Source organism: Chthoniobacter flavus Ellin428, from assembly GCF_000173075.1.
Lineage (GTDB): Bacteria > Verrucomicrobiota > Verrucomicrobiia > Chthoniobacterales > Chthoniobacteraceae > Chthoniobacter > Chthoniobacter flavus.
In genome coordinates, this window is the sequence record NZ_ABVL01000012.1 from 124,601 (window position 1) to 146,229 (window position 21,629).

At 59.0% G+C, this 21,629-nt stretch carries 31 protein-coding genes; 8 read left to right on the forward strand and 23 right to left on the reverse strand.

What is annotated here, in order from left to right; translation table 11 throughout:
- Window positions 1–53: 53 nt before the first annotated feature.
- The 6 genes from mreC (at window position 54) to CFE428DRAFT_RS19065 (ending at window position 7,371) form a co-directional block, all read left to right on the forward strand.
- Window positions 54–869 (forward strand): rod shape-determining protein MreC, encoded by an 816-nt coding sequence (gene mreC, locus CFE428DRAFT_RS19040; protein ID WP_006981254.1) that lies wholly within the window; start codon window positions 54–56, stop codon window positions 867–869.
- The gene (locus CFE428DRAFT_RS19045; protein WP_042725331.1) at window positions 866–1,417 is read left to right on the forward strand and encodes a hypothetical protein; all 552 of its coding nucleotides are present in this window, start codon (window positions 866–868) and stop codon (window positions 1,415–1,417) included. Before mreC ends, CFE428DRAFT_RS19045 begins: the two co-directional genes overlap by 4 nt.
- Window position 1,418: 1 nt before the next feature.
- On the forward strand, window positions 1,419–3,698 hold the full coding sequence (mrdA, locus tag CFE428DRAFT_RS19050) for a penicillin-binding protein 2 (RefSeq protein ID WP_006981256.1): 2,280 nt from the start codon (window positions 1,419–1,421) through the stop codon (window positions 3,696–3,698).
- 36 nt (window positions 3,699–3,734) lie between these two features.
- Window positions 3,735–5,309, forward strand: a complete 1,575-nt coding sequence (locus CFE428DRAFT_RS19055; RefSeq protein WP_006981257.1) for an Rne/Rng family ribonuclease — start codon at window positions 3,735–3,737, stop codon at window positions 5,307–5,309.
- A gap of 85 nt (window positions 5,310–5,394) precedes the next feature.
- Entirely contained in the window at window positions 5,395–6,099 is a 705-nt protein-coding gene (locus tag CFE428DRAFT_RS19060) for a response regulator (RefSeq protein ID WP_006981258.1), read from the forward strand.
- A 6-nt stretch (window positions 6,100–6,105) separates the two neighbouring features.
- Window positions 6,106–7,371, forward strand: coding sequence for a sensor histidine kinase (locus CFE428DRAFT_RS19065; RefSeq protein WP_006981259.1), 1,266 nt, complete (start codon window positions 6,106–6,108; stop codon window positions 7,369–7,371).
- 438 nt (window positions 7,372–7,809) lie between these two features.
- Here CFE428DRAFT_RS19065 and CFE428DRAFT_RS19070 read toward each other — a convergent pair whose 3' ends face one another.
- Together CFE428DRAFT_RS19070 and CFE428DRAFT_RS37550 are read right to left on the reverse strand one after the other, a co-directional pair.
- Window positions 7,810–8,472 carry a GNAT family N-acetyltransferase gene (locus CFE428DRAFT_RS19070; RefSeq protein WP_006981260.1) on the reverse strand — a complete coding sequence of 221 codons (663 nt, stop codon included), beginning with the start codon at window positions 8,470–8,472 and terminating at the stop codon, window positions 7,810–7,812.
- A gap of 108 nt (window positions 8,473–8,580) precedes the next feature.
- Window positions 8,581–9,033 (reverse strand): hypothetical protein, encoded by a 453-nt coding sequence (locus CFE428DRAFT_RS37550; protein WP_131989527.1) that lies wholly within the window; start codon window positions 9,031–9,033, stop codon window positions 8,581–8,583.
- Between the two features lie 33 nt (window positions 9,034–9,066).
- Between CFE428DRAFT_RS37550 and CFE428DRAFT_RS19075 the strand changes: the two genes are divergently transcribed.
- Window positions 9,067–9,279 (forward strand): hypothetical protein, encoded by a 213-nt coding sequence (locus CFE428DRAFT_RS19075; protein ID WP_042725332.1) that lies wholly within the window; start codon window positions 9,067–9,069, stop codon window positions 9,277–9,279.
- 278 nt (window positions 9,280–9,557) lie between these two features.
- Here CFE428DRAFT_RS19075 and CFE428DRAFT_RS19080 read toward each other — a convergent pair whose 3' ends face one another.
- From CFE428DRAFT_RS19080 to CFE428DRAFT_RS19120, 6 genes are all read right to left on the reverse strand, one after another.
- Window positions 9,558–9,827: a PLDc N-terminal domain-containing protein gene (locus CFE428DRAFT_RS19080; RefSeq protein WP_006981262.1), complete on the reverse strand. Its 270-nt coding sequence runs from the start codon at window positions 9,825–9,827 to the stop codon at window positions 9,558–9,560.
- Between the two features lie 25 nt (window positions 9,828–9,852).
- Window positions 9,853–10,329: a VOC family protein gene (locus CFE428DRAFT_RS19085; RefSeq protein WP_006981263.1), complete on the reverse strand. Its 477-nt coding sequence runs from the start codon at window positions 10,327–10,329 to the stop codon at window positions 9,853–9,855.
- Window positions 10,330–10,631: 302 nt separating this feature from the next.
- Window positions 10,632–11,270: an HNH endonuclease gene (locus CFE428DRAFT_RS35900; RefSeq protein ID WP_006981264.1), complete on the reverse strand. Its 639-nt coding sequence runs from the start codon at window positions 11,268–11,270 to the stop codon at window positions 10,632–10,634.
- A 585-nt stretch (window positions 11,271–11,855) separates the two neighbouring features.
- Entirely contained in the window at window positions 11,856–12,203 is a 348-nt protein-coding gene (locus CFE428DRAFT_RS19105; RefSeq protein ID WP_006981266.1) for a hypothetical protein, read from the reverse strand.
- A 131-nt stretch (window positions 12,204–12,334) separates the two neighbouring features.
- Window positions 12,335–12,730 carry a hypothetical protein gene (locus CFE428DRAFT_RS19110; RefSeq protein WP_006981267.1) on the reverse strand — a complete coding sequence of 132 codons (396 nt, stop codon included), beginning with the start codon at window positions 12,728–12,730 and terminating at the stop codon, window positions 12,335–12,337.
- Window positions 12,731–13,054: 324 nt separating this feature from the next.
- Window positions 13,055–13,270: a hypothetical protein gene (locus CFE428DRAFT_RS19120; protein WP_006981269.1), complete on the reverse strand. Its 216-nt coding sequence runs from the start codon at window positions 13,268–13,270 to the stop codon at window positions 13,055–13,057.
- A gap of 404 nt (window positions 13,271–13,674) precedes the next feature.
- Here CFE428DRAFT_RS19120 and CFE428DRAFT_RS38985 point away from each other — a divergent pair, with 404 nt between their 5' ends.
- Window positions 13,675–14,289 carry a YciI family protein gene (locus CFE428DRAFT_RS38985; RefSeq protein WP_202797465.1) on the forward strand — a complete coding sequence of 205 codons (615 nt, stop codon included), beginning with the start codon at window positions 13,675–13,677 and terminating at the stop codon, window positions 14,287–14,289.
- 8 nt (window positions 14,290–14,297) lie between these two features.
- Here the strand turns inward: CFE428DRAFT_RS38985 and CFE428DRAFT_RS19135 are convergent, their stop codons facing one another.
- From CFE428DRAFT_RS19135 to CFE428DRAFT_RS19210, 15 genes are all read right to left on the reverse strand, one after another.
- Window positions 14,298–14,807, reverse strand: a complete 510-nt coding sequence (locus tag CFE428DRAFT_RS19135; RefSeq protein ID WP_006981271.1) for a hypothetical protein — start codon at window positions 14,805–14,807, stop codon at window positions 14,298–14,300.
- A gap of 24 nt (window positions 14,808–14,831) precedes the next feature.
- On the reverse strand, window positions 14,832–15,176 hold the full coding sequence (locus CFE428DRAFT_RS19140; RefSeq protein WP_006981272.1) for a hypothetical protein: 345 nt from the start codon (window positions 15,174–15,176) through the stop codon (window positions 14,832–14,834).
- A gap of 127 nt (window positions 15,177–15,303) precedes the next feature.
- On the reverse strand, window positions 15,304–15,792 hold the full coding sequence (locus tag CFE428DRAFT_RS19145; RefSeq protein WP_006981273.1) for a hypothetical protein: 489 nt from the start codon (window positions 15,790–15,792) through the stop codon (window positions 15,304–15,306).
- A gap of 99 nt (window positions 15,793–15,891) precedes the next feature.
- Window positions 15,892–16,116 carry a hypothetical protein gene (locus CFE428DRAFT_RS19150; protein ID WP_006981274.1) on the reverse strand — a complete coding sequence of 75 codons (225 nt, stop codon included), beginning with the start codon at window positions 16,114–16,116 and terminating at the stop codon, window positions 15,892–15,894.
- Window positions 16,117–16,378: 262 nt separating this feature from the next.
- Window positions 16,379–16,777: a hypothetical protein gene (locus tag CFE428DRAFT_RS19155; protein ID WP_042725337.1), complete on the reverse strand. Its 399-nt coding sequence runs from the start codon at window positions 16,775–16,777 to the stop codon at window positions 16,379–16,381.
- Between the two features lie 102 nt (window positions 16,778–16,879).
- Complete coding sequence (locus tag CFE428DRAFT_RS19160) at window positions 16,880–17,191, reverse strand: hypothetical protein (RefSeq protein WP_006981276.1); 312 nt, start codon at window positions 17,189–17,191, stop codon at window positions 16,880–16,882.
- Between the two features lie 136 nt (window positions 17,192–17,327).
- Entirely contained in the window at window positions 17,328–17,669 is a 342-nt protein-coding gene (locus CFE428DRAFT_RS37555) for a hypothetical protein (RefSeq protein WP_131989526.1), read from the reverse strand.
- Between the two features lie 16 nt (window positions 17,670–17,685).
- Window positions 17,686–17,886 carry a hypothetical protein gene (locus CFE428DRAFT_RS37560; protein ID WP_131989525.1) on the reverse strand — a complete coding sequence of 67 codons (201 nt, stop codon included), beginning with the start codon at window positions 17,884–17,886 and terminating at the stop codon, window positions 17,686–17,688.
- A 40-nt stretch (window positions 17,887–17,926) separates the two neighbouring features.
- Window positions 17,927–18,256, reverse strand: a complete 330-nt coding sequence (locus CFE428DRAFT_RS19175) for a hypothetical protein (protein ID WP_042725340.1) — start codon at window positions 18,254–18,256, stop codon at window positions 17,927–17,929.
- Between the two features lie 92 nt (window positions 18,257–18,348).
- Complete coding sequence (locus CFE428DRAFT_RS19180; protein ID WP_006981280.1) at window positions 18,349–18,678, reverse strand: hypothetical protein; 330 nt, start codon at window positions 18,676–18,678, stop codon at window positions 18,349–18,351.
- Window positions 18,679–18,825: 147 nt separating this feature from the next.
- A complete protein-coding gene (locus CFE428DRAFT_RS19185; protein WP_006981281.1) occupies window positions 18,826–19,194 on the reverse strand; it encodes a hypothetical protein in 369 nt (122 codons plus the stop codon).
- 39 nt (window positions 19,195–19,233) lie between these two features.
- Entirely contained in the window at window positions 19,234–19,566 is a 333-nt protein-coding gene (locus CFE428DRAFT_RS19190; protein ID WP_042725341.1) for a hypothetical protein, read from the reverse strand.
- 120 nt (window positions 19,567–19,686) lie between these two features.
- Window positions 19,687–20,037 carry a ribonuclease E inhibitor RraB gene (locus tag CFE428DRAFT_RS19195; RefSeq protein ID WP_006981282.1) on the reverse strand — a complete coding sequence of 117 codons (351 nt, stop codon included), beginning with the start codon at window positions 20,035–20,037 and terminating at the stop codon, window positions 19,687–19,689.
- 753 nt (window positions 20,038–20,790) lie between these two features.
- Window positions 20,791–21,360 carry a hypothetical protein gene (locus CFE428DRAFT_RS19205; RefSeq protein ID WP_006981285.1) on the reverse strand — a complete coding sequence of 190 codons (570 nt, stop codon included), beginning with the start codon at window positions 21,358–21,360 and terminating at the stop codon, window positions 20,791–20,793.
- A gap of 60 nt (window positions 21,361–21,420) precedes the next feature.
- Window positions 21,421–21,597: a hypothetical protein gene (locus CFE428DRAFT_RS19210; RefSeq protein WP_157447574.1), complete on the reverse strand. Its 177-nt coding sequence runs from the start codon at window positions 21,595–21,597 to the stop codon at window positions 21,421–21,423.
- Between the last annotated feature and the right edge of the window lie 32 nt (window positions 21,598–21,629).

Genomic DNA, 21,629 nt, shown 5'->3' on the forward strand with positions numbered 1-21,629 from the left:
TATTTTGGGAACACGGCCCGGCCAGTCGCCGGGACCGCACCGCACCGCTTCGCATGAGCCGACGTCTTGTTATTCCATCCGTCCTCATCTTCATTATTGCCACCGGTTTCGTTCTCTTCCTCAGCCCGCACAATATGCGGCGGGTGCAGGCGGGCTTTCTCGGGATCATCTCGCCCTTCCTGAAAACGGGATCGACGGTCGATAAAAAATACCGCGATTTCCGCGAAGGCCTGAAGACCCTCGAACAGCTCGAGGATGAGAACAAACGCCTCGTCGTCGCGAACAAGGAAATGAGCGCCACGAACCAGACGCTGCGCGGATTGGAGACCGAGAACAATCGCCTCCGCAACGCGCTCGGCTACCGCGAACGCGCGGTGTTCAAGCTGCTGCCGGCGCGCATTATTTCCCGCGACGCGTCCACTTGGTACAACGAAGTGATCATCGATCGCGGCGTGGCCGATGGGCTCAAGGAAGAGGGCGATCAAGCCGTCCTCACCGAAGAAGGCCTGGTCGGCAAGACGACCGTGGTCTCGGATCATTCCGCGACCGTGGTGCTGATCTCCGACGAGGCCTGCCGGGTGGCGGCCAGCGTCGAGGGCACCCGCGAGCAGGGCATCGTGAAGGGCGAGCGCGCCTCCAGCGGTTCGATCCCGAGCATCGGGCTCAATTTTCTTTCCAAACAAGCCAACCTTAAGAATGGCGCAAACATCTATACGTCAGGCGCCGGCGGGGTCTTCCCCTCGGGTGTGTTGATCGGCCAGGTCAAAGACTTCAAGATGCGCGAGCTGGATGGCCACGCCACTGTCGTGCCGGCCGTCGATCTCACGACCCTGGAGGATGTTTTCGTCGTCGTCGGAGATAACAAGTGATCTTCTTCGTTCTGCTTTTGGTTGCGATGTTCCTGGCGCTGGTCCTCCAGCACTTCATTCCGCCGTTGCCGGTGGTCGGATCCCGCGTGTTGCTCATGCCCATCGTCATGTTCTATGGCGCCCTGGCATTGCCCACGCCCGGGATGCTCGTCCTGGCGTTTTGCGGCGGGATCATGTGGGACGCTCTCCACGTGCAGATTATCAAAGGCAACGTTGAAATTGCCCTCGGCTGGTCGATTGTGCTCTACGCTACGCTGGGCGCGCTGATGGGGGGCTTCCGCCCGCTCTTTCAGCGGGGACGGTGGGAGATCCACTGTCTGCTCAGTGGCGTTTGCACGTCCATGATCGTTCTCTCCGAATACCTCATGATCACCTTCCGCCGTGAACCGGTGGTCTTCCTCTTCAACAAAGAAATCTGGTGGCGAATCGGTGGCGCGGGCCTCGTGGCGGTGCTCCTTTCGCCCTTCTTTTTCTTCACGTTGAATTACCTCGCTTTCCTCGTCGGCTACGACACGCAGCCGGCGCGCAACATCAAACGGTCTCGTTGATATGGCCAGCCGCCCTTCCACCGAACTGCGTCTCATTTTTCTCGGCTTCATCATCCTCTGCGGCCTCGGAGTGCTCGTCTCCAAGCTGTGGTGGGAGCAGGTCGCCCGTGGCGATACCTGGCGGAGGAAAATTGCCGGCCGTTCCGAAGTCACCGTGCGCATTCCCAGCGTGCGCGGGGAAATCCGCGATCGCAATGGGGTGACGCTGGTCGCCAACCGCGCCAGCTACGAGGTCGACTTTTATCTGCCCGACATGGTGCAGGGCTATCGCCGTGAAATGGGTTTCACGCCCAAGGTCGAATATCTGAACACGGTCAAGCAGATGAAGACCAAGCAGAAGGAGGCCGACATCGTGAAGATCGTCAACGAGTCGGTCATCCCGCGCCTCAACGAGCTGGACCTCGCGAAGGATTACAATTCCGAACACCTGCAGAAGCACTATCGCAACGACACGCTGGTGCCGTTCACCTACGAGCAGGAAGTCGATTTCAAGACCATCGCCAAATTCTCCGAGCACAACGTCGGCCTGCCCGGCGTGGACATCTCGGTGAAGCCCGTGCGCCAATACGTTTACGGCGCGCTCGCCGCGCACCTCCTCGGCTACGTCGGTGCGCCGCTCGATGTCAACCTGCTGCCGGACATCAGCAGCTACACCTTCTATCAGCCGGACGTGGATGGGAAATCGCAGATCGAGGCCAGCATGGACAAGTATCTGCGCGGCGCCCCGGGCAAACGTGTGCTGCGCAAGAGCGTGAAGGGCATCATCGAGAGCGAGGATCGTGTCGAGCCGCCGAAACCCGGCGCCAACGTCTACCTCACGCTCGATGCCCGTATTCAATACATCACCGAGCAGGCACTGCGGCACCCCCAGCTGGGCCGCGCGGCTGCCGTGGTGGTCGACCCGAACAATGGCGACATCCTCGCCATGGCTTCGGTGCCGTCGTTCGACCCGAATGTCTTCATTCCCAGCGTCTCGCCGACCGAATGGAAAAAGCTGAACACCGATCCGGCGCTGCCGCTGATCAGCCGCGCGGTCAGTGCCTTCCCGCCCGGATCGACTTTCAAGATCGTGACCGCGCTCGGTGGCCTTTCCAAGAAGGGCGCCCACATGGAGACGTCGAAATTCAACTGCCCGGGCGGCATCCAGTATGGCGACCACTATTTCAAGTGCTGGATCGCGGACAAGCACGGCTCGCATGGCACGATCGGCCTCTCGGACGCGTTGCGCGTTTCCTGCGACTGCTTTTTCTACCAGTACGGCAACGCGGCCGGCATGGAGTACGTCGACCAGATCGGCAAAGTCCTCGGCATCGGCGAGCACTACGACATCGGTTTGCAGGATGAAAAGGATGGCGTGATGCCTGGGCCGCAGTGGATGAAAACGAAGTATCCGGAATTGAAGTGGTCGAATGCCTACACCGCCAATGCTGCCATCGGCCAGGGGTACGTGCTGGCCAGTCCGCTGCAGATGGCCATGGCCTATGCCACCGTGGCCAACGGCGGCGTCGTCTACGAACCGCGCCTCATCAAGAAAGTGCTCACGCCGGACGGCAAACCGGTCCTCGATGAAAACGGCCAGGAGGTCGCGCCCGAAGCACCTAAAATCCGCGGAGACCTGCGCACGGAAGTGACCAAGGAGCAGATCGACGTGGTTCGCCACGGCCTGTGGCAGGTGGTCAATGATGCCGGCGGCACGGGCGCCAAGGCGCGCGTGAAAGGCATCGTCGTGGCGGGCAAGACCGGCAGCGCGCAAGCCACGGATCGTGGCAAGGACGACATGATCGCCTGGTTCTGCTGCTTCGCGCCGTTTGACAAGCCGCGTTACGCGATTTGTGTCATGGTCCAGGGCGGCCACCACGGCGGCGGCGTCGCCGGGCCCATTGCCCAGTACATTTTGGAACACACCGTCGCCATGGAGCAGGGAAACTATAACGTCGAATTGACCAAGCTCGAACCGGCGCGTGGCAAGGATCCCTTTGCCAAGATTGAAGCTCTTACGGATTACAAGGATGCGAATAACGTTCAGGTAACTCCGGAGGCGGAAGAAGGAGCCGACACCCATGCGGCTTCCTCTTCCAAAGTCCAAATGGGCGGTGGCAACGCCCATCCCGACATCGGTGCGGAAGCGGATGCTGGCGGCCGTGTGCAGGGGCGGGGAAACCGTCCCGCTACGCCTGCCAACTCCTCCGCACCGCCCAAGCAAAACTTCTTCCAAAAATTCTTTGGAATCAAACCCTCTGCCCCCAACCCCCCACGCCCTCAACCCCGAGGGACGCACTGACACGTGCTCTCAAAGCTTTACCCCACACTCCTTTCCATGACCGAACGCGTCAAAAGAATGATCGGCCTGGCCCCGCGCCAGACCGGCAACAAACTCGTAATCAACTCTGAAAAACTCGAACGCCGCGTAGCTCTTCTCGAAGGAGGAGTCCTCGAGGAATATTCCATCGAGCGCGAGACCGACCGCAACATCGTCGGCAGCATCTTCAAGGGCCGCGTGAAGAACATCGAGCACGGCCTCAAGGCCATGTTCGTGGACATCGGCTTCGAGAAAAATGCCTTCCTCCATTTCTGGGACGCGCTCCCGGCGGCGCTCGACAGCGGCGTGGAGCAGGTGGAGCGCTCCAGTGGCCGCAAGGAAAACAAGCGCATCACCGCCCAGGACATCCCGAAGATTTACCCGGTGGGCAGCGAAGTGCTCGTGCAGGTGACCAAGGGGCCGATCAGCACCAAGGGCCCGCGCATCACCACCAATCTCAGCCTCGCCGGCCGCTACCTCGTGCTCATGCCCTACAGCGACCAGTGCGGTATCTCGCGCAAGATCGAGAGCCCCAAGGAACGTGATCGCCTGCGCAAAATCCTCAAGGAACTCGACATCCCGGAAAACATGGGCGTGATCGTGCGCACCGTCGGCGAAGGCCAGCGCGCGCGTTATTTCGTGCGCGACCTTGGCTTGCTCGTCGAGCAGTGGCGCGCCATCGAGCAGGCGATGAAGGAGAAGCCCGCGCCGGCTTGCGTCTTCCAGGAGCCGGACCTCATCGAACGCACGGTGCGCGACTTTTTGACCGACGAAATCGACGAGGTCATTTGCGACGACGAACATGCGGTCAAGCGCATGGTCGATGTGGTCGGACAGATCTCCCGCCGGTCCGCCGGTCGCATCCGCCACTACCAGGATACCCAGGCCATCTTCGAGCGTTACGGTGTGCAGAAGCAGATCGATGACGCTTTCCATCGTCAGGTCTGGCTGCCCTGCGGCGGCTACATCGTCATCGACGAAACCGAAGCGCTCATCGCCATCGACGTGAATACCGGCCGCAACAAGGGCAGCGGCAGCGCGGACAAGACCATCCTCCAGACGAATCTCGAGGCGGCCGATGAAATGGCCCGCCAGATGCGCCTGCGCAACATCGGCGGCCTCATCATCGGCGACTTCATCGACATGAAGAACCGCAAGGATCAGCAGGCCGTCTACTCGCGGATGAAGGAGCGCCTGAAGCGCGACAAGAGCAAGACCCACGTCCTGCCCATCAGCCCGCTCGGCCTCATGGAAATGACCCGCCAGCGAGCCGCGGAATCCATCAGCGGCGCCGTCTTCGAGCCCTGCCCCTACTGTGGCGGCCGCGGCAAGGTGAAGAGCGCCATGACCATGAGCGTGGAGTTGCAGCGTTCCCTGCACCAGATCATGCGCAAGCACCAGGACACGATCCACGAGATCAAAGTCATCGTCCATCCGCACGTCATGCAGCGGTTGCGCACCGAGGATGAGGAGCTGCTCGTGGAGATCGAGCGCCGCTACGCCGGGCGCCTCACGTTCCGTGCCGACCCTACCTATCATCACGAGAAATTTACAATTGTGGACGCTAATACCGGTCAGGAATTAAAACCCTAGAGAGGGACAAGCGCGCCTATGTTACAGGAATGTCACATTGCGCAGCTTGCGGCGCGGGGTTGTAACCTTAAACTCCGCGCACTCGATGAATAACAAACTAGCGAACAAACGAATCCTGGTCGCGGACGATGAACCGGACGTCCTGCAGCTCGTCTCGACCAATCTCAAGAACGCTGGTTACAATGTCCTGAAGGCGGAGGACGGCCTCTCCGCGCTGGAACAGGCCCGGCAGACTTCGCCGGCGCTCATCGTCCTCGACCTCATGCTGCCCGAAATGAGCGGCCTGGAGGTTTGCAAAGTTTTAAAGCGGGAGACCGCGACCAACCGCATCCCGGTGATCATGCTCACCGCCAAGGCGGAGGAAGTGGACCGCATCGTCGGCCTCGAGCTCGGCGCCGATGACTACATGACCAAGCCCTTCTCGCCGCGCGAACTCGTGTTGCGCGTGAAGTCGGTCCTGCGCCGCGCCTCGAATGGCGCCGAAGTCAGCGACCGGCTCGTGTTGGGCGACATCCAGATCGACCGGACTCGTCACGAAGTCACCATCGGCGGCAAAGTCGTCGATTTCACCGCCACGGAATTCAAGCTGCTCGCCCTGCTCATCGAGCGCCGCGGCCGGGTGCAGGATCGGGAGACGTTGCTCAACGACGTGTGGGGCTACGAGACGGTCATCGATACCCGCACGGTCGATACGCACATCCGTCGTCTGCGCGAGAAGCTGGGCAAGTCCGGCTCCTACATCGAGACGATCCGCGGTTTCGGCTATCGGGTAGTCGAGACAGAGGCATAGCCGGCCATGGGCGCAATTCTTGGCTGGTGCGTAGCAGGGGTGCTCGCACTGTGTACCTGGTGGATCTGGCGGCGTTTCGCCGTGGACTGGCGGCATCTCGAGCAACTGCTCGATGAGCTGGCCAATGGCCGGAAGCCTGGGGGCTTCGTCTTCCGCCATGGTGGCCGGTTTGGGCGCCTCACCTATCCGCTGGAGAAGATCGCCCAGGAGCAGGACAAGCTGCATCGCGAGATTCACGATGAGGCTTTCAACCTCCGGACCATTCTCGCCAGCATGGAGGAGGGGGTCATGGTGGTGGACACGCATCACAACCTGCGCCTCGTCAATCCGTCGTTCCTCTCGCTCTTCGACCTGAAGTGCGACCCCGTGGGGCAATCCGTCCTGCGCACCCTGCGCGAGACCGCGTTCGAGGAAATCATCACCGCGGCCCTGCGCACCGGTCAGCCGCAGCGTGGTGATGTGGAGCGTACCTCGGACAAACGCCACTTCGCCGTGCACGCCGTGCCGGTGAAGGAATTCTCCGGCGGCCCCGGCATCGTGGCCATCATTCGCGACATCACCCGCCTGCGGCAACTGGAGGAAGTGCGCCGGGAATTCGTGGCCAACGTCTCCCACGAACTCCGCACTCCGCTTTCCATCTTCCACGGCTATCTCGAAAACCTCCTCGATGCGCCCTCCATGCCGCGCAAGGACCAGACGGAAATCTTCGAGATCCTGCGCAAGCACTCCCGGCGCCTGAACGCCCTGCTCGAGGATCTGCTCACCCTCGCCCGGCTCGAGTCCCGCCAGGAAAAGATCGCGTGCGTTTCCATGAAGCTGCCCGCGCTCCTGCGCTCCATTGGCGGCGATTGGTCGCAGAAGCTGGCCAACAAGAAACTCGCCCTGCAGATCGAGGCCCATGATGACCTGCCGCGCATTTCCGCCGATCCGCAGCGCCTGGAGCAAGTGCTGCACAACCTCCTCGAAAACGCCGTTAAATACACCGAGCCTGGCGGCAACATTTTCCTGCGCGCCGCCGCCCAAAACGGTCACGTCGAAGTCCGCGTGGAAGACTCCGGCCAGGGCATCCCGCCCGCCGACCTGCCGCACATCTTCGAGCGTTTCTATCGGGCCGACAAAGCCCGCAGCCGCGAGCAAGGCGGCACCGGCCTGGGCCTCTCCATCGTCAAACACATCATCCAGCTCCACGGCGGCACCGTCGCCGCCGAAAGCAAATACGGCAAAGGCACCACCATCATCCTGCATTTGCCGCTGGATAAAGGGGAGGAGTAGTAGCGGTTTTCCAAAGGCGTTTCTCGCTGACCGAGGCGGCGCATTTTGGCTGGCGGAGGCCGGCTGCTGTCGGTGAACGCCAGGCAATGGATGCGCGAAGCGCTCCAAAAAACTGTCATCCTGAGCGGAGTGCCCCGGGGGGCGAAGGGGGGCGGGGCACGCAGTCGAAGGACCTCCGAGGCGGCGGCGTCCGGGACAAGTGGCGGCAGGTAAATGGGCGAGCAATCTCTGTGGGTTTTCGCGCGGAGCCTCCACACCCTGCCCGTGACCACGCGCCCATTTTTCCACTGCCGTTGCCCACAGAGATCAGAGGTCCTTCGCTCCGCCCATGATTCCCCGCTCCGCTCAAGGATGACGGGCTTTTTTTGGAGCGCTTCGCGCATCCGCGCCTCGCGGTTGGTGCCAGCGCTGCCCGTTTTCCGTGGCCATAAGTGGTGGTTAGAGGAGACGCGCGGAGTGGCCAACGCCCCCAATCCCGCCGGGGCGGGAGACGGCGGGAGCCGTTTGCTGCGGCGCAGGATCAGGCGTTGCGGGTTTTTGCGAGTAACGCTCTTCCCACTCACGCTTCAGCAATGCGAACAGGTATTCGCTCCCCCACTGGCCCTTGAACCACAGATGCTCGACCAAGTGCGCCTCCTGCCGAAAACCCAACCGCCGAAAAAGTGCCGTTGCCGGGCGATTGAGGACATCGGTGGACGCGAACACCCGATGCTTGTCCAAACTGCCGAAGAGATAGTCGAGCAGACACTCCACCGCCTCGGTGGCGTATCCACAGCTTTGGTGCCGTGGGGACAGCGTGATGCCAATCTCCATCTGGCGCGAGTTGTCCTTGGGGCAGTGCAGGCCGCAATCGCCAATGAAGTCACCCGTGGCTGTTTCGACGATTGCCAACTGGAACCAAGTCCCCGGAATGTCCGGCTCCGCGGTGAGCTGTGACTCAATCAAACGGGCTGCGTCGTCCGGGCCAAACGCATCCCAGGACTGATAGCGAGCCACTTCGGGCAGGGAACGATAAGCGCACAACGCCGCAGCATCGTCTCGATGTAATCGGCGCAGTAAAAGTCGCGCCGAGGTCAAGTGGTCTGGAAAGCGGTGCTTCATGGGACACGGGTAGCGGCGCCTAACGACCCCAGTCCCGCCACGGCGGGAGACGGGCCTGTAAACGCGTCGAATGCAGGAGAGAGTTTTCGGTTCGCTCGCAGCGCGTGATTAGCCGTCATTGGTTGTGAGTGTGATGGTAAAGCCAGGGAACTCCTGAGCGAGCGCCGAACGCAGAGCACGAGCCACAGAAGCCTGTGATGAGCGAGCGCGAATCGCGATGAATGCAGCACGACTGTCGAAGTAGCGCACAAAGCAATCGAGTGGTGGTGAATCATCGATGACGAGCTTGTAGTGCTCGGCGCTGTCAGGGAAACCGACGGCGAAGTCAATGTGGGAATCGCGAGTCGAAGCGCGTCGCTGTGGACGAAGCGTCCAAGGAAACGGAATCTGGTCGCCGGAACAAGATGCTACCTCTACTGCATGAAAGTCTGCGCGGCGGAAAGCTGTTGCAAAACGGGACTGAAAGGAGGCGTAGTCGATGCTCGTGTCTGGCTGGAAAAAGTAAGCCGCTGCGAGACCAAGGATCGACACGGCAAGGAGGATGATAACTGTTCGTTTCACAGGACGTGTGTTCCCTGCAGCGGGTTAGGCGACTTGTTCATTGTCGAATGTGATGTGCTCCGGAAGGGCACCAGCCTGAAGGGCCGCGCTAAAGAAAACCCCGCGATGGTAATGGCGGAAGAAGCCCCGCAGCGAATCGCTGACGATCAAACGGACACGTGGGCGGCGGCGCGGAATGAAGCGGCGGCTTCGGAAGAGGCTGCTGCGACCCACCAGGAAAAATCCCTGGCGGAGAAAGACACTTAGCAGAATGGAATAGTCAAGAGGGTGAAGCGGTTCCTGAAAGAGGTCTACCCGGACCGACGGTCCCGATATCGGTGGGTCACCAACACCGAGGACGATTGCGGCGGGAGAATCGGAATCGAGATAGAGGCGTGGGGGCAAGCGACACGACCGGGAACCCTTCGTGAAAATGACGAGGTCGGAAGATATACGGACAGAGATTGTCGGCCAAAAACTCATGCTTCACGGGAGACGTGCTCGGTCGCCCAACCATTGCGGCAGCGCATGGCTGGGCGTTTTGGTTATTGAGGCAGATCGTGCTGTCCTGGCGGTGGTAAAGAGGGGCGCGGCAATTTGCGGGCAAAGAAGTAGATGACCGAGCCGAGTGGCGCGAAGAGAATGATCAGAATCCAAATTAGCTTGGTGTTGCCCTCGTTTGATTCGTGACGGGTGCAATCGACAATCATCCAAATCGGAAAGCCCATCAGGAGGAAAATGAGCAGGACGATGATCAGGTCGGGACCGGCGAGATTGAAAAGACTCGCTAGGAATATTACAGATGAAAGCGTCATGAAGGGGGAGCTTGGTTCCGATCGTCTATGCGCCATCGGCGGCGCGTTCCACCTCGGCGATGTCGATCTTGATCATCTTCACCATCGCTTCCATGGCGCGGCGAGCGCGGGCCGGGTCGGGGTCTTTGAGAAGCTCCAGCATACGGGTCGGCGTGATTTGCCAGAAGACGCCCCAGCGATCCTTGAGCCAGCCGCAGGCGACCTCCGAGCCGCCATTCGCGGTCAGCGCCGCCCAGAGCCGGTCCGTCTCGGCTTGATCCGCGCAGGCGATGAGGAAGGAGACCGCCTCGGTGAAGGTGAAGCCCGGCGTGTTCAGCGCGATGTACGGGCGGCCGGCAAGCGTGAACTCGACGAGGAGCACCGTGCCGGCGGCGCCACCGGGCGTGTCCATCGGCGAGCGGGTCACACGGTCGATGTGCGAGTCCGGGAGCAGGGAGACATAGAAGCGGGCGGCCTCCTCGGCTTGTCCGTCGAATGATAAGAAGGGGGTGACTTTTTCCATGGGTGGGTCCGTTTTTTTTTACCTCGTGACGAAAGTACCGCTTTCGTAACCCAGGCTGGCTTCCTGGGCAACTCTGTTGCGAGGCCGGTGGGCGATTGCTTCTCTGGGGCGAGCACCTCCTTGGAGATGGTGGTCGGGTCGCCTCACCCGAGTCGCCGGCGACAGTATTTCTCGGGGTGCACTGGCGAGTGTCTGTTCGAGGCAGACCATGTCTTCGCCCGGTTTGAGGGCGTCGAACACCACGGCTTCATGCTTGATGTTCTCTTTGCCGTAGGCCCTGAGCAGCTCGCTGCAGTAGTTGGTTAAGAGCCGGTGATTTCGGAATGGGCGTCACGATGAAGTGCATTGTGGTAAGCGACATTCGATGGGGAGATACGGTGTTTGAGGTGTTTGAGTGCCTCAGGTTGGATTGGAATCGCCGCGTAATCGAGGAGCACGTGGCAGTTGGGACAGACGCAAAGCAAGTTGTCGCGCGTGTCGCTGCCGTCATGCGGACGCCCAAGAGGCCTGATGTGATGGGCCTCGCTGTAGAGGCGGTCGCAAACGACGAGCTGCGTGCCGCATAGCTGGCAGATGTGGTCGTAAAGCAGTTTGAGCTCACTACTAATGGCCGTGTCGCGTATGATGCGCGAGATGCGCTGAAGAACACGATCAGGCTGGGAAGGTTGACTGATGTCATTGGCGGCCCGGGCGTCGCAGCGAACGTAACCGGGAATTTGGCGGATGCCGCCACGGCAGCCGACATCTTGACTGATACGGAGCTGCGGGCAGTCGCGGAATGCGCGCTCGGTTGCGAACAAGACGTACCCCTCTGAGTCGGAAAGTGCGCCTGGAAATGAAGTGAGCTGGTGATACCAAGTGCCATTATGGCTATATAGAACATGCTTGGCGGGAACGCCCCACAGCTCTTTCAGGAACTTACCAGTGATTTGCTTTGGCATAAGAACGCCCGAAGCGGTCCGTGACGCTGATGCCTGACGGGAGCGACCAGAAGACCGCGAATAACGTCAGAGCGTGCGCATGGTACTTGATCGTCATGCGCCCGACTCCAACCTTCTCAAGTGTCTTGTTTGGCTTCTTCATTTCGGGGCGCGGGCAGAATCGCAACGCTCTGAAATTCCAGTTCCTGAGGACGCGCTATTGCGTGCCGCAGCGAGCGCGTCCTTAACGATTTGTGCCACGGTGTTTTCATTCACGCCTCGTTCTACGCAATAAGTTGACTGGAGCCAAACGGCAAGGGGCTTTTGTCCCTTGCTGGAATTACAAGCGGAGCAACAGAGCGCGATGTTTTCGCGCGTAATAATGCGGGCGTCGTTAATGATGTGCTCCCAGGTTGCCGCCGCGCCACGAGGGCTTCCCCGAGGCACTCTTGACAGCATTTCGACGCCACAATACACGCAGGTTTTGTCTCTGGCCCGCACTTCGTTCTCAAGCCATTCGGGGATATTCCAGATATTCACTGTGTTGGAAGTCGCCGAACGCCCCAAACCCGCCACGGCGGGTCGCAGCGTTGGGCGTTGAGGTGACTATGATAGATACGACGCAATGAGACCGCCGGCCGCCAGGATGAGAAACAGTGCGATGATAACAATGAAGGTGCCGAAGATGCCCCTCTGCCATCCCTTGAGTTCGTCCCAGCGTCGAGCAAACTCCAGGAAGGAAACGCCCGTGAGAAACTCGATGAGGCCGGAAAGAGCATATGCGCCGGGCAAGGCAAATGGAATCATGCCGGTCGGAGTCAGTTGATGGTGGAAGTATGGGAGGAGAAAAACAGGAATGGTAAGGCCGACGGCAAATACAGCGAGACCAATGACAAAGTGGAACAAGCCTTTGCGGCGAACAGATGTTCGGCCGTGTGTTTCAGGAGTATTCATTTAAGGAGGTGGATAGCTACGCCGGACGAAAAGAAAATCAGCGACACGCGAAGCTGGTTCCCTCTCCTTCGATAAACTCAGAACCTTGATCACGCTTGGAGGGACGAAGCGGCAGCGCTTGGTTTCCGGGTTCATTGTTTGAAGTTCTCGACAAAGGAGGGCTCGTCGTGAAGCTGAATGCGGATGCGCTGCCCTCGAATGGTCAATGCCTCGCTGGTGCCTAGAACGATGGAAAGTTCGATGACGTCCGCGAACGTGCCGCTGGCTGGAATGACGTTGCTGTGGTGTTCGGTGCCGATACGGAGAAAACCGTCGGAGATGGTTGCTGGCAGCAATTTCGGCATGGAAGTAAGCGACGCGGAGCTGATGGTGAGCGTAGCCGGCTGCAACCAACCAGAACCAGAGTCAACGCCAGGCCTGCCAACGGTGCGATGAATGTAGGCCGGAGACAACAAGACGATCGCCTCGCCGTTGCTGCAAGTGATGGCGACTAACTCGGAATCGTGAAGCTCGATGCCTTCGTTCACCGGGTGCGTGGGGAATCACCAACGCCCCAAATTCCGTCATGGCGTGTTCGCTGCGGCACATGGTCAGGCCGTCCCGGAGCAGTTCGCCGCAGCGCTTGGATAGACGCTGGTTGATTCAGATTCATCGTGTCGTGCTCATGATACCCGCCCTGCTATTAGTCTCAACGAGTAAAACGCCACTCGTCGAACGCACTTCACAGTCGCCGCGGTTGTTCTTGAAGAACACGAATGACGCCTTGGTGTTGGGAATGGAAATGGTGTATTCCTGCGGGCAGGCTGCGTCTTTCCTCTCGAGTTTGGGAACGAGAGAAACCGGAATGTGGCTCATTGGGCGTCCTTCAGCGTGGCGGAGAGGATGACGGAATAATGAAGCTGGCCGTCATCGTGTTTTATGCCGCGCACGGTGAGGTTGATGATCAGATTGGAGTATTCCCACACGTCGGTGACGGTGCTCTGCGTCTTGACGTCCACTGGCTTGACGGGAAATCCGAGGCTGGTTTTTTGCGGGCCAAACTTGCTGCAGGCGATATCCTGGAGCACCTCCCAATCCTGTTCACCGTCGTGTCGTATTCCCCGGCGGCCGTGTTGTTGGTAACCACTTTTACGGTCCGGACCGGAAACTCGCTCAGTTGCAGCCCGACCATCGTCCGGGAGTATTTGGAGGTAAGACGCGCGGGATACTTCGTTCCCTTGATGGCGAAATCACGCACCACTTCCCGGGCATCGGCCGGGGCATGACGCCGGTTTTGATCATCGATATCCTTGCGCATCGAGGCGGTCGCGACTTCCAGACTGTCACCGAAATTCACATGGCCATAGGCCATTTGCCTGGGTGGTTCAGCGAAAGCGCAAAGGGCCGATAAGCAGAGAAGGGGGAGAACGTGGAATTTCATGTCGGGTGGCGATGGTAGCAAATTCGTCAACCGCGATGTTCCCGCGGGTGGATGGCCGGGGCCATCCAGCGCGGACTGGCGGTGAGGAAACGGAGGATCCGATCGCAGGTGTGTGTTTCCAAAGCGAGAGAATCTGGCAAACGTGGTGGGCTGACTCCTATCCTCACGCCCCGCTTACCTGACCATGTCGCGCGATTTTTTTTTAAAAAAAAGTGGTCGCGCTGTCGAATTGAGAGGATGCCGAACGACCAGAGGTGTAGAAACAATTCAACCCAAAGGAGAAATACCATGCAATTCATGATGCTGATGATTCCCGCTGTCTATCAGGACGGCAAAAAAGTAGAGCCGGGGTTTGCCCCCGATCCGAAAAAGATCGAAGAGATGGGCCGATTCAATGAGGAGCTGGGCAAGGTCTTGAAAATCCTTTCCATCAATGGGCTGCATCCGCAGAACACCGGCGCGCGCGTCGCTTTCGGCCCGGGCAAACCGAGCGTGACCGACGGCCCTTTCATTGAAACCAAGGAAGTGATCGGCGGCTATTGGCTGGTCGAGGCCGAATCGAAAGAAGAGGTCGTGAAATGGGCCGAACGCTGCCCGGCGGATCCGGGCGATGTGATTGAAATCCGCCGGGTTTTCGAGGCGGCCGACTTCGCGGTGAAAAGATGAGCGGGGGGTTAGGCGTTATGGAATTTGGATCTCCACGGGATATCACTCCATGTCTCTCTCGGTGATGTCGCGTGTGCGAACTCATAAATGAAACTGACCGACTCCTCGAATGGTGCATCACTCTCCGGGTCTGACAACTGGATAATGCGGCAGTCGTAGAGGCCGGGCGACAGCGACAAGAGTTGCTCTCGCTCGTGCGCCTGCGGCAAGGTGACATCAGAGAACTGTGCCGCCATGGTGAGACTCTCGTAATTGGTGAGAAGCAAACGTCCCCGCGAAGCAGCGATGCTGCCGATGACCTCACGAAAGCCCGTCACCTTGGTCGGTTGCAGCGAAACGTCGACGCTCCAGAAGTGCTCCAGACCCGTGCCCCAAATGAGCAGGTGTTGCTCGCACATTTCTTGTTTGAAGTGCTCTTGAATCGTCTCCCGCGTCCAGTCGGTGTGAACGAAGCCTCGATAGGCGTCTGGGTCAATGATGGCGAGAAATCCTGAATCATCTGTAATCTCGAATGGCATAGGGATAGCGAAAGCCGCTGAAGCTCACTTCGCTGTCTGACGCCCGGCGAATACGGCGGCGAGCAAGAGCGCATAGATGAGTGCCTGCAGCACCGATCCAACGATGGCGAACGCGCTAAACGCCCACATCCGGGCTTCCCGTTCTCCGCTCTGAAACACCCAATGCTGAAGCAGCGTCTGCCCGATCGGCATGACAAAGCAAAGGATGAACGCGAGACCGAAAGCCAGAAGGGCCCACAGCGAACCCGGGGAGGCCAGCTTCCAGTTGATGATGATGACAACGCCGGCCACAAGACAGACAAGGAGTGTCGGCACGTGAACCGCGAAGAGGGAGAGAAATATCTTAAGCTGCTCTGGTGTGCTGTTCATAAAAGGGATGCGGCTTCGCATGGATCAGGCGTTGCGGACGGGCTTCGGCAGGGGTAGTTCGTCTCTGTTCACAGGAAACCTGTGGCGCCGCCGAACGCGCCAGCGGCGCATGGATGGCTTTGGATATTCATTGGAGTGTCCTCCTGGTCAGGCCTGTCGGATCTATCACAATGGCTCGCAGAACGCGAGATTTCCCTGGGTCATGCTGGTGGCCTTCCGTTCCATCGGAAAGCTGAACCAATAAAGTGTAGGGACTGCCGGAATTGGGTTGGAGAGAATATGGGAGATAGATGTCCCAACAGTAGTAATAGAACGAAGATCGGTAACCGAGGGCACTTGCCTTGGGTGATAATGAATCGTCGAAAGCTAACTGAAACGGCCCCCCGCAAAGCTCTTTTAACTCGGTCTCACGTTGGGCCAGATAAGCGTCTGCGACCGCTTTTGTTTTTGCGCGGAGCGCTTCGACGTCCGGGTAGCTGCCGGCCGCCAAATCAGAGTTTGTCAGGCCGAGATCGTGGGCAGCGCCGCGCGTCTGGAGGGCGTACGCAGCGATACCCAATGCGACGGCGGCGAGGCTGCCGAATCCGATCCAGAACCGTCTTCGTTTTGTCTTCATCGACCTGGGCCTGACGCCGCCAATCCGGCCGTGCTCGGAGCAGTTCGCTGTCCTTCGATGAACTCAGGACCTTGAGCCCGTCGAAACGGCTGCACTGGGTTAGGTCTTGTTGCGTTCATAAGCTTCCCACCATCGTGGCTTCGAGCGATCCAATGAGGGATCGATCAGTGCCCGGAAATAGGTGGTGTCGATGCTGTTCCGCTCCAGTGCGGCGTAAAGAAAACTGCGCCCGTCGTCGGCGTGTTTGGGGAGCGCCCATTTAGCCGCGTCCCACGGGAGTCGAATCAGCTCATCCGGTGCTTCTGACTTCAGACGGAGTAGCATCAGTGTGATGTCCTCGGGGAATTTCGACGGTTTTCCCCAATCTAGAAGATCGGTTATCGGACAGTCACCTGGCGATCCCATTGACATATGCAGGTGTAGTAAAAAGGCCTAACGAAAGGAGCTCAGCCGATAAAGCGGTGGTGGCTCGGGCGGCGCAAAAGCGATTCGGTTTGTCCATGGAATGAGTAATAGGTGTTCCGGGGGGGGGCATTTTGTTCATCATCCACGCTGAGGAATTCCAGTTCTTGAGGGGGGCGCTATGTCAGAGAGTCGCTGAGGTAAACCATCCTACAATCGGGTTCAGGCGAAACGAAACTGGGGGTTGCCAGGTGCCGGCGGCCATCGCATCGCCGTCGGCGGCTGCTTTTTCCATGGTCGTGTGGCAGGTCCCGCCCGCGTAAGAACCGTCGGGAAGCAGATCGATGTGATCGCCATGAAGCGCTTTGAATTCCTCGTATTCGCGAATGGCCCTGGTGGCCTCCTCGTCGCTCAAGCTATGGACCGTGAATTTCCGATCATGGACGGTGTCGTCGCAAATTTCGAAATAGCAGAGGCGTCCTCGCCAGATCGCGAACCCTGAAAGGATGCCGTCGTAGTATCCGTCAATCCAGCGAAAGATCAGTTCGCTGGATTTGATTTCGGTCCCTTCAATCGTTTTCACGGAAGGCTCCGGAATGCCATCTCCTGAGGAGGCTTTTGGGTTCATGCGCTGTTGTGGCCTGAAGTGTTCCTTGGCACGGGCGTGGGGATCAACGCTGCCAGCTCAGCGCGGCTGGGACTGGAGAACGCGACCGATGCATTGGTTCATTTGCCGCTGCTCCCGGAAGGCGAGATAAACGACGACCGCGGTGGCTGCGAGCGAGAGGAGTGTGAAACTGACGAGTCCGAGCGTGCTTACGCCAAGGAAAGCGGCGGCAATGAGGATGGAGTAGGAAATGACGTAATGGTTGTGGCGTTTGCGGTACGATTCGTCCTCGCGCAGGAGACGCTGGTGAGTGCCGCGATACGTGGCGAAACGTTTTCCGGGCGGGATGCGGTCGAGCCCCGGTGTGGATTGGAAGGTCTCCCATTTCATGGCCGTGCGACTGGAGTTGCGAGCCTGGATGCGGTTTGCCGAAACTACTCGGAAGCGCCTGACGACGCAAGTTCAGCGGCAGCAATGCGAGGTAGCAACGCTCGGAAATTCCCGTTCCGGAGGAGGCCATTGTTGCTCAGGCAATCCTGCGCTCAGCCAAAAATGAAATTCCTGCCGCGTGCGCCAGGAGTCGAAGGGCTCGTTCCGAATCGACGCCATGAAGATAAAGTAAAAGCCGAGCTTCTGGAAAATGTGGTTCAGTAAAACGCTCATCCGGTGGATCGCTCTGCTCATCGAAAAGTGGGTTGGCATTTTGCCGCAGCTGAAGCGACTGTCCGCTGCCGAGAGAACCACGATAGTACGGTCCGATGTACAAACTGTCGTGGGCTTCCAAACGGACGCCTAACATTTGCTCGACTGCAAGGCGCGCGTTCCCCAAGTCGCCATCGGCAAATCCAAAAACAGTCGTGACGTTCATGGGCGCCTGCTATGGTCTAGACTTTATGGCCGCCCTCTCCCGGAGCGCCGGAAGCTTGGAAGGTGCGGGGAAGGAAGGCCTCGCCGCGGCAATCGTAGACGTGAAGCAACGTCTTCGAGCCTTCGTGAGTCAGCTCGAAACGAAAAAGGCCGTCGTGGTCGCGATAGTCGAGAACCTCGCCTCGGGCTGTAAGGGTCACTGAAAAATCGTCTTTCATGGAGGAGCGTAGCGACGCCTAACGCTCCCGCGGCGTTTGGCTAAGGGACGGTCGAATCATCGGGCCAATCGAGGTTGAGGGATTTGCATAGGGGGCAGGTCGTCTCGATCGATCCATCCAGCGGACCGCCACAACGGTGACAGGTGTTTGGGGTGGTGGTGACGTGCATCAGGGTTCCCTTGGCATCGCGGAGATCGATGCCCGTGAGTTCGCGGAGAACGCGGATCGCCTCGATCCTGCCGCGAGAACGCCGAAAGGCAGTCGCGATCTTCGCCTGCTCGGATGCGCCGATGACGGGAACGGAAAAAGACGCCCCACATCGAGGGCAGTCAACCGGATGCATCGAAATCTTGGATCGGCCGGCGCTCATGGCTCAGATCGCGCGTGGAGAGTTACCTCTCGCCTCCATGCTGCGGCGCATTGACGGTCCAGGGTTGGGTGTAGGCGATTCGTTCATGGGGGCTAGTCGTCGTGGTGAAACTCGGTAGGGCTGGTGTAAATCTCACCGTCGTCTCCACGGACTTGTGCGTCGAGCTGCTGCGCAATCGAGAGCATTTTGTTGATGATCGCCGAATCTGGGTTCTTTGAGAAGATGGTGCCCTGAAACCAGTCGAGCCATGGTTCGGGATGCTCGGAGCAGCCACTCCAACGAGCAAAGTGGGAACCGTTCTGAGGGTCGAGCGTCAGTTCGGGGTCGGATGAAACGTAGTTCAACCACTCGTCGGAGGAAATCTGGTGGGCCAGATTGTTGTAGTGGTCCGCTCCGCGCACAATATGAAGGTCGTAGCCCATGAGGGTCGTCTCGAATCGAGTGGGTTCTCCTTCGATTAGAGGTGACGCAGAGCGACGCTTAACGAGCCCAACCTCGCCACAGCGGGAGACGGGCCTGTGAACGCGTCGAATGCGGGAGAGAGTTCCCGGAACGTTCGTTGCAGCGGGTTAGGCGACTTGGTCATCGATTCGGTGCACGATTATGGAGTCGCCGAAGCCGTGTGCTGTGAAAGCCTCCGGCCCTGAATAGTCCGACTCGCGAAGCGAAATGGAAATGCGCGAATCGTCCTCAAATATGATGGTCAGTGCCTCGCTGTCCTGCGTGTTGACGCTCCGCACGCGTTTGGCAATCTGCTCGCAAATGGCGTTCCGAAAACGGTTGTCGCCGGTTCGAGTGGTCAATCCTCCGGCCTGCACAGTCATTGGCATGCAGATGCTAAATCCGTGGCCGTCGAACTCGAGTTGGAGGTAATCCTGAATGAACGTTACGGCTCCCAGTTGTTCGCCTTCGAGTTGTTGGAATGAGCCGCTCGTCATCAGGTGGCGCGTGTTGAGTCGCTCAACGCCTGCAGCGCGTTAATGGGCGTTGCAGAATTCATCGGACCAAATCTCGACGCTCATGGCAAAGCCAACAATGGGAATATAGCGGACGAGACAAAACAGATCAGACTCGCGTCCATCTTGGGCGACGACAGTGACGATGTATGGTGTGCTCGTGGCCGCTTTCCAAACTGAACCAAGGTCGGAAAAGCCATCAAAGCGTCGAATGCGGGTGATTGAAGCGCCGTTCTTCCTGAAAGCTTGGTGGATTTTGAGGCGAGAGCTCCAGCACAACGTAACTCTGCTCAGCAAGTAAACAGAAGGAGCTCCTATGCCCAGTACCATCATGAATTGTTGAACTCCGTTCATGGGACACGCGTAGCGATGCCTAACGCCCCCAATCCCGCCGTGGCGGGAGACTGCGGAGGGACTGCGCGGTGGGTTCCTCGGGGAGCAGCAGGCATAACGGCCCGGAGGAGCTCGCAGCGCTTAGGCCTTGGATTCATTGGTAATCCTCATGCAGCCCCATCCGTCGGCCTCGCCGCCGACTGACTCCGCCTGCTGAGTAAGGGTGAATTCCGTAGCGGTGATATCGGCGTGCGTAGGAACCATGTAACGTTTCACGATCGTCTCCCACATCTCTCGCTCTTCATAGTAGGAAATACAAACCTTCAGTTCTCGGTCATCGACGATCTCAGCGAAAGCAAGCGCCTGACGCCGCTCGGGAAAGGCAAAACAGAAATCTACAATTCGTGGCTGTGTGAGCGAGTCGCCACCATCGCGCATCTTTCGGAGCACGGCTCCGTTCTCATCGTCTGGGATTTCGGATGGCGCGCTCATAGGCCTAACGTGTAGTAGGCTTCATTTTTGAAGCCATCAGATTTTAGGGCATTCGTTTTGGAGCCTAATTCGGGGAGTGGAGCGGCCAAGGTCTGCGTTCGAGCCCTCCATTTTCACGATTGCCGCAAATCGTTCATCATCCATGCTCCGAAATTCCAGTTCTTGGGGAGGCCGCGTTGGGTGCCGAAAAACCATGTGGATGAGCTTTCTTCATTTCTCCTTCGGGATACCAAGCAATATCCGTCACTCTCGGTTCGCTCGCGAGCACGGAATGGAAGTCGATGGTCAATCGCTCCAACTCGCGCTGGCCTGCGGTCGTCCAACGCTGAAGCCAGGCGAAAGAGTGGTGATGGAAATGCGCGAGCCAGGCTGAGTCATCCTCCCGCGGCCCCCACCCACTCAATCCAATCCAAAAGCGCTTGCCGGCACGTTCGGCAAAGGCGACGACGCCCCAATCCTCCTGGCACAACTCACTCTCGATGGACGCTCCGCTGACGCGCTCTAACAACGAGACAAACCACCCGGCTCCGGCGACAGAAAGAATACCGTCCTCGTCCGAAACGCGAACGAACTCCGCCGGATAGCAAAAGGTAACATTAGTGCGCATAGGTGAAGCGGCCAACGCTCGCAAGCTCAGTCACGGCGTAGGCTGACTGCCGGCGCACTGCTTCCGCGACAGCGCCTCCGCCGAACGCCGGAGGCGCACAATGCAGGTCGAGGGGAAACATGGCGACAATTCGGGGCAGCGCATGGTCAGACGTGTCCGGCCGCATCGGAGTTGATGATGGACTCATCGAAGAACCTGACAAGGTGGCTGCCGACGTAGTCGGTGAAGCAAGGAAAAGTGGATCGATAGTAACAGTTCCAATAGCTGACGATGCGACTACGCGTCTGTCTGTAAAACGCTTCGTTTTCGTGGAGCCACCGTCCGAGGGCAAGGCGGTCGAAAAGCTCGCGGCGATCCCAAATGTATCGAAGAAGCTCGATGACATACTCGCCGCAGAGTGCCACGACGTAAGCGATGATCCAAGCGGAGTCGAAGGCAGTGAGTGAACGAAGAAACCGCTCCCGCACGTATCCGTCGTGATGGCGGGTGAACCAACACGCAACGATGGAAAGCTCTGTGTCGTGCAGGGCTCGGAACGCGTTGTCGGATGGGCGCGGGAAGTAGATGCGGCAAGGAATGAGCAAAGTCTCGCCACCGCACGAAACGGTAAACGGCTCGCTACAAGCATGCTCGGAGCTTGAAAGTAGGATCGGTGAAAGTCCGCTGACCGTCGCAGCCAGACAGGCCGGAAAAGCAGCGGTTACGGTGTCGTTCATAGCAGGGGCGAGGAAACGCCCAAGGCGCCCAATCGCGCAGTTACCACGGCGTGAAGCATTTTAGAAATGGAGGTTTGGATTGCCGGACCACGACAGGCGCTCCTGTCTTTCGCTCGGCGTCAGTTCATCCGACAACGCCCAGACATGGTGCCAGACGATTTCCGCGGCGGGAATTTGTGTCGGTTCGCCTTCGCTCGGGAGAGGGCAGGCCGTGGTGGAAGAAAGCTTATCCCACATGGTCGGGAAATTCTCTCGTAAAAAGCGCTGGC

What these genes read in the sequence shown, in the direction of transcription:
- mreC (WP_006981254.1), top strand. Translation starts at nt 54, where the DNA reads ATGAGCCGACGTCTTGTTATTCCATCCGTCCTCATCTTCATTATTGCC.
- mrdA (WP_006981256.1), top strand. Translation starts at nt 1,419, where the DNA reads ATGGCCAGCCGCCCTTCCACCGAACTGCGTCTCATTTTTCTCGGCTTC.
- CFE428DRAFT_RS19055 (WP_006981257.1), top strand. Translation starts at nt 3,735, where the DNA reads ATGACCGAACGCGTCAAAAGAATGATCGGCCTGGCCCCGCGCCAGACC.
- CFE428DRAFT_RS19060 (WP_006981258.1), top strand. Translation starts at nt 5,395, where the DNA reads ATGAATAACAAACTAGCGAACAAACGAATCCTGGTCGCGGACGATGAA.
- CFE428DRAFT_RS19065 (WP_006981259.1), top strand. Translation starts at nt 6,106, where the DNA reads ATGGGCGCAATTCTTGGCTGGTGCGTAGCAGGGGTGCTCGCACTGTGT.
- CFE428DRAFT_RS19070 (WP_006981260.1), bottom strand. Translation starts at nt 8,472, where the DNA reads ATGAAGCACCGCTTTCCAGACCACTTGACCTCGGCGCGACTTTTACTG.
- CFE428DRAFT_RS19080 (WP_006981262.1), bottom strand. Translation starts at nt 9,827, where the DNA reads ATGACGCTTTCATCTGTAATATTCCTAGCGAGTCTTTTCAATCTCGCC.
- CFE428DRAFT_RS19085 (WP_006981263.1), bottom strand. Translation starts at nt 10,329, where the DNA reads ATGGAAAAAGTCACCCCCTTCTTATCATTCGACGGACAAGCCGAGGAG.
- CFE428DRAFT_RS35900 (WP_006981264.1), bottom strand. Translation starts at nt 11,270, where the DNA reads ATGCCAAAGCAAATCACTGGTAAGTTCCTGAAAGAGCTGTGGGGCGTT.
- CFE428DRAFT_RS19105 (WP_006981266.1), bottom strand. Translation starts at nt 12,203, where the DNA reads ATGAATACTCCTGAAACACACGGCCGAACATCTGTTCGCCGCAAAGGC.
- CFE428DRAFT_RS38985 (WP_202797465.1), top strand. Translation starts at nt 13,675, where the DNA reads ATGGCCGGGGCCATCCAGCGCGGACTGGCGGTGAGGAAACGGAGGATC.
- CFE428DRAFT_RS19135 (WP_006981271.1), bottom strand. Translation starts at nt 14,807, where the DNA reads ATGCCATTCGAGATTACAGATGATTCAGGATTTCTCGCCATCATTGAC.
- CFE428DRAFT_RS19140 (WP_006981272.1), bottom strand. Translation starts at nt 15,176, where the DNA reads ATGAACAGCACACCAGAGCAGCTTAAGATATTTCTCTCCCTCTTCGCG.
- CFE428DRAFT_RS19145 (WP_006981273.1), bottom strand. Translation starts at nt 15,792, where the DNA reads ATGAAGACAAAACGAAGACGGTTCTGGATCGGATTCGGCAGCCTCGCC.
- CFE428DRAFT_RS19150 (WP_006981274.1), bottom strand. Translation starts at nt 16,116, where the DNA reads ATGCTACTCCGTCTGAAGTCAGAAGCACCGGATGAGCTGATTCGACTC.
- CFE428DRAFT_RS19160 (WP_006981276.1), bottom strand. Translation starts at nt 17,191, where the DNA reads ATGAAATGGGAGACCTTCCAATCCACACCGGGGCTCGACCGCATCCCG.
- CFE428DRAFT_RS37555 (WP_131989526.1), bottom strand. Translation starts at nt 17,669, where the DNA reads ATGAACGTCACGACTGTTTTTGGATTTGCCGATGGCGACTTGGGGAAC.
- CFE428DRAFT_RS37560 (WP_131989525.1), bottom strand. Translation starts at nt 17,886, where the DNA reads ATGAAAGACGATTTTTCAGTGACCCTTACAGCCCGAGGCGAGGTTCTC.
- CFE428DRAFT_RS19175 (WP_042725340.1), bottom strand. Translation starts at nt 18,256, where the DNA reads ATGAGCGCCGGCCGATCCAAGATTTCGATGCATCCGGTTGACTGCCCT.
- CFE428DRAFT_RS19180 (WP_006981280.1), bottom strand. Translation starts at nt 18,678, where the DNA reads ATGGGCTACGACCTTCATATTGTGCGCGGAGCGGACCACTACAACAAT.
- CFE428DRAFT_RS19185 (WP_006981281.1), bottom strand. Translation starts at nt 19,194, where the DNA reads ATGACGAGCGGCTCATTCCAACAACTCGAAGGCGAACAACTGGGAGCC.
- CFE428DRAFT_RS19190 (WP_042725341.1), bottom strand. Translation starts at nt 19,566, where the DNA reads ATGAACGGAGTTCAACAATTCATGATGGTACTGGGCATAGGAGCTCCT.
- CFE428DRAFT_RS19195 (WP_006981282.1), bottom strand. Translation starts at nt 20,037, where the DNA reads ATGAGCGCGCCATCCGAAATCCCAGACGATGAGAACGGAGCCGTGCTC.
- CFE428DRAFT_RS19205 (WP_006981285.1), bottom strand. Translation starts at nt 21,360, where the DNA reads ATGAACGACACCGTAACCGCTGCTTTTCCGGCCTGTCTGGCTGCGACG.
- CFE428DRAFT_RS19210 (WP_157447574.1), bottom strand. Translation starts at nt 21,597, where the DNA reads ATGTGGGATAAGCTTTCTTCCACCACGGCCTGCCCTCTCCCGAGCGAA.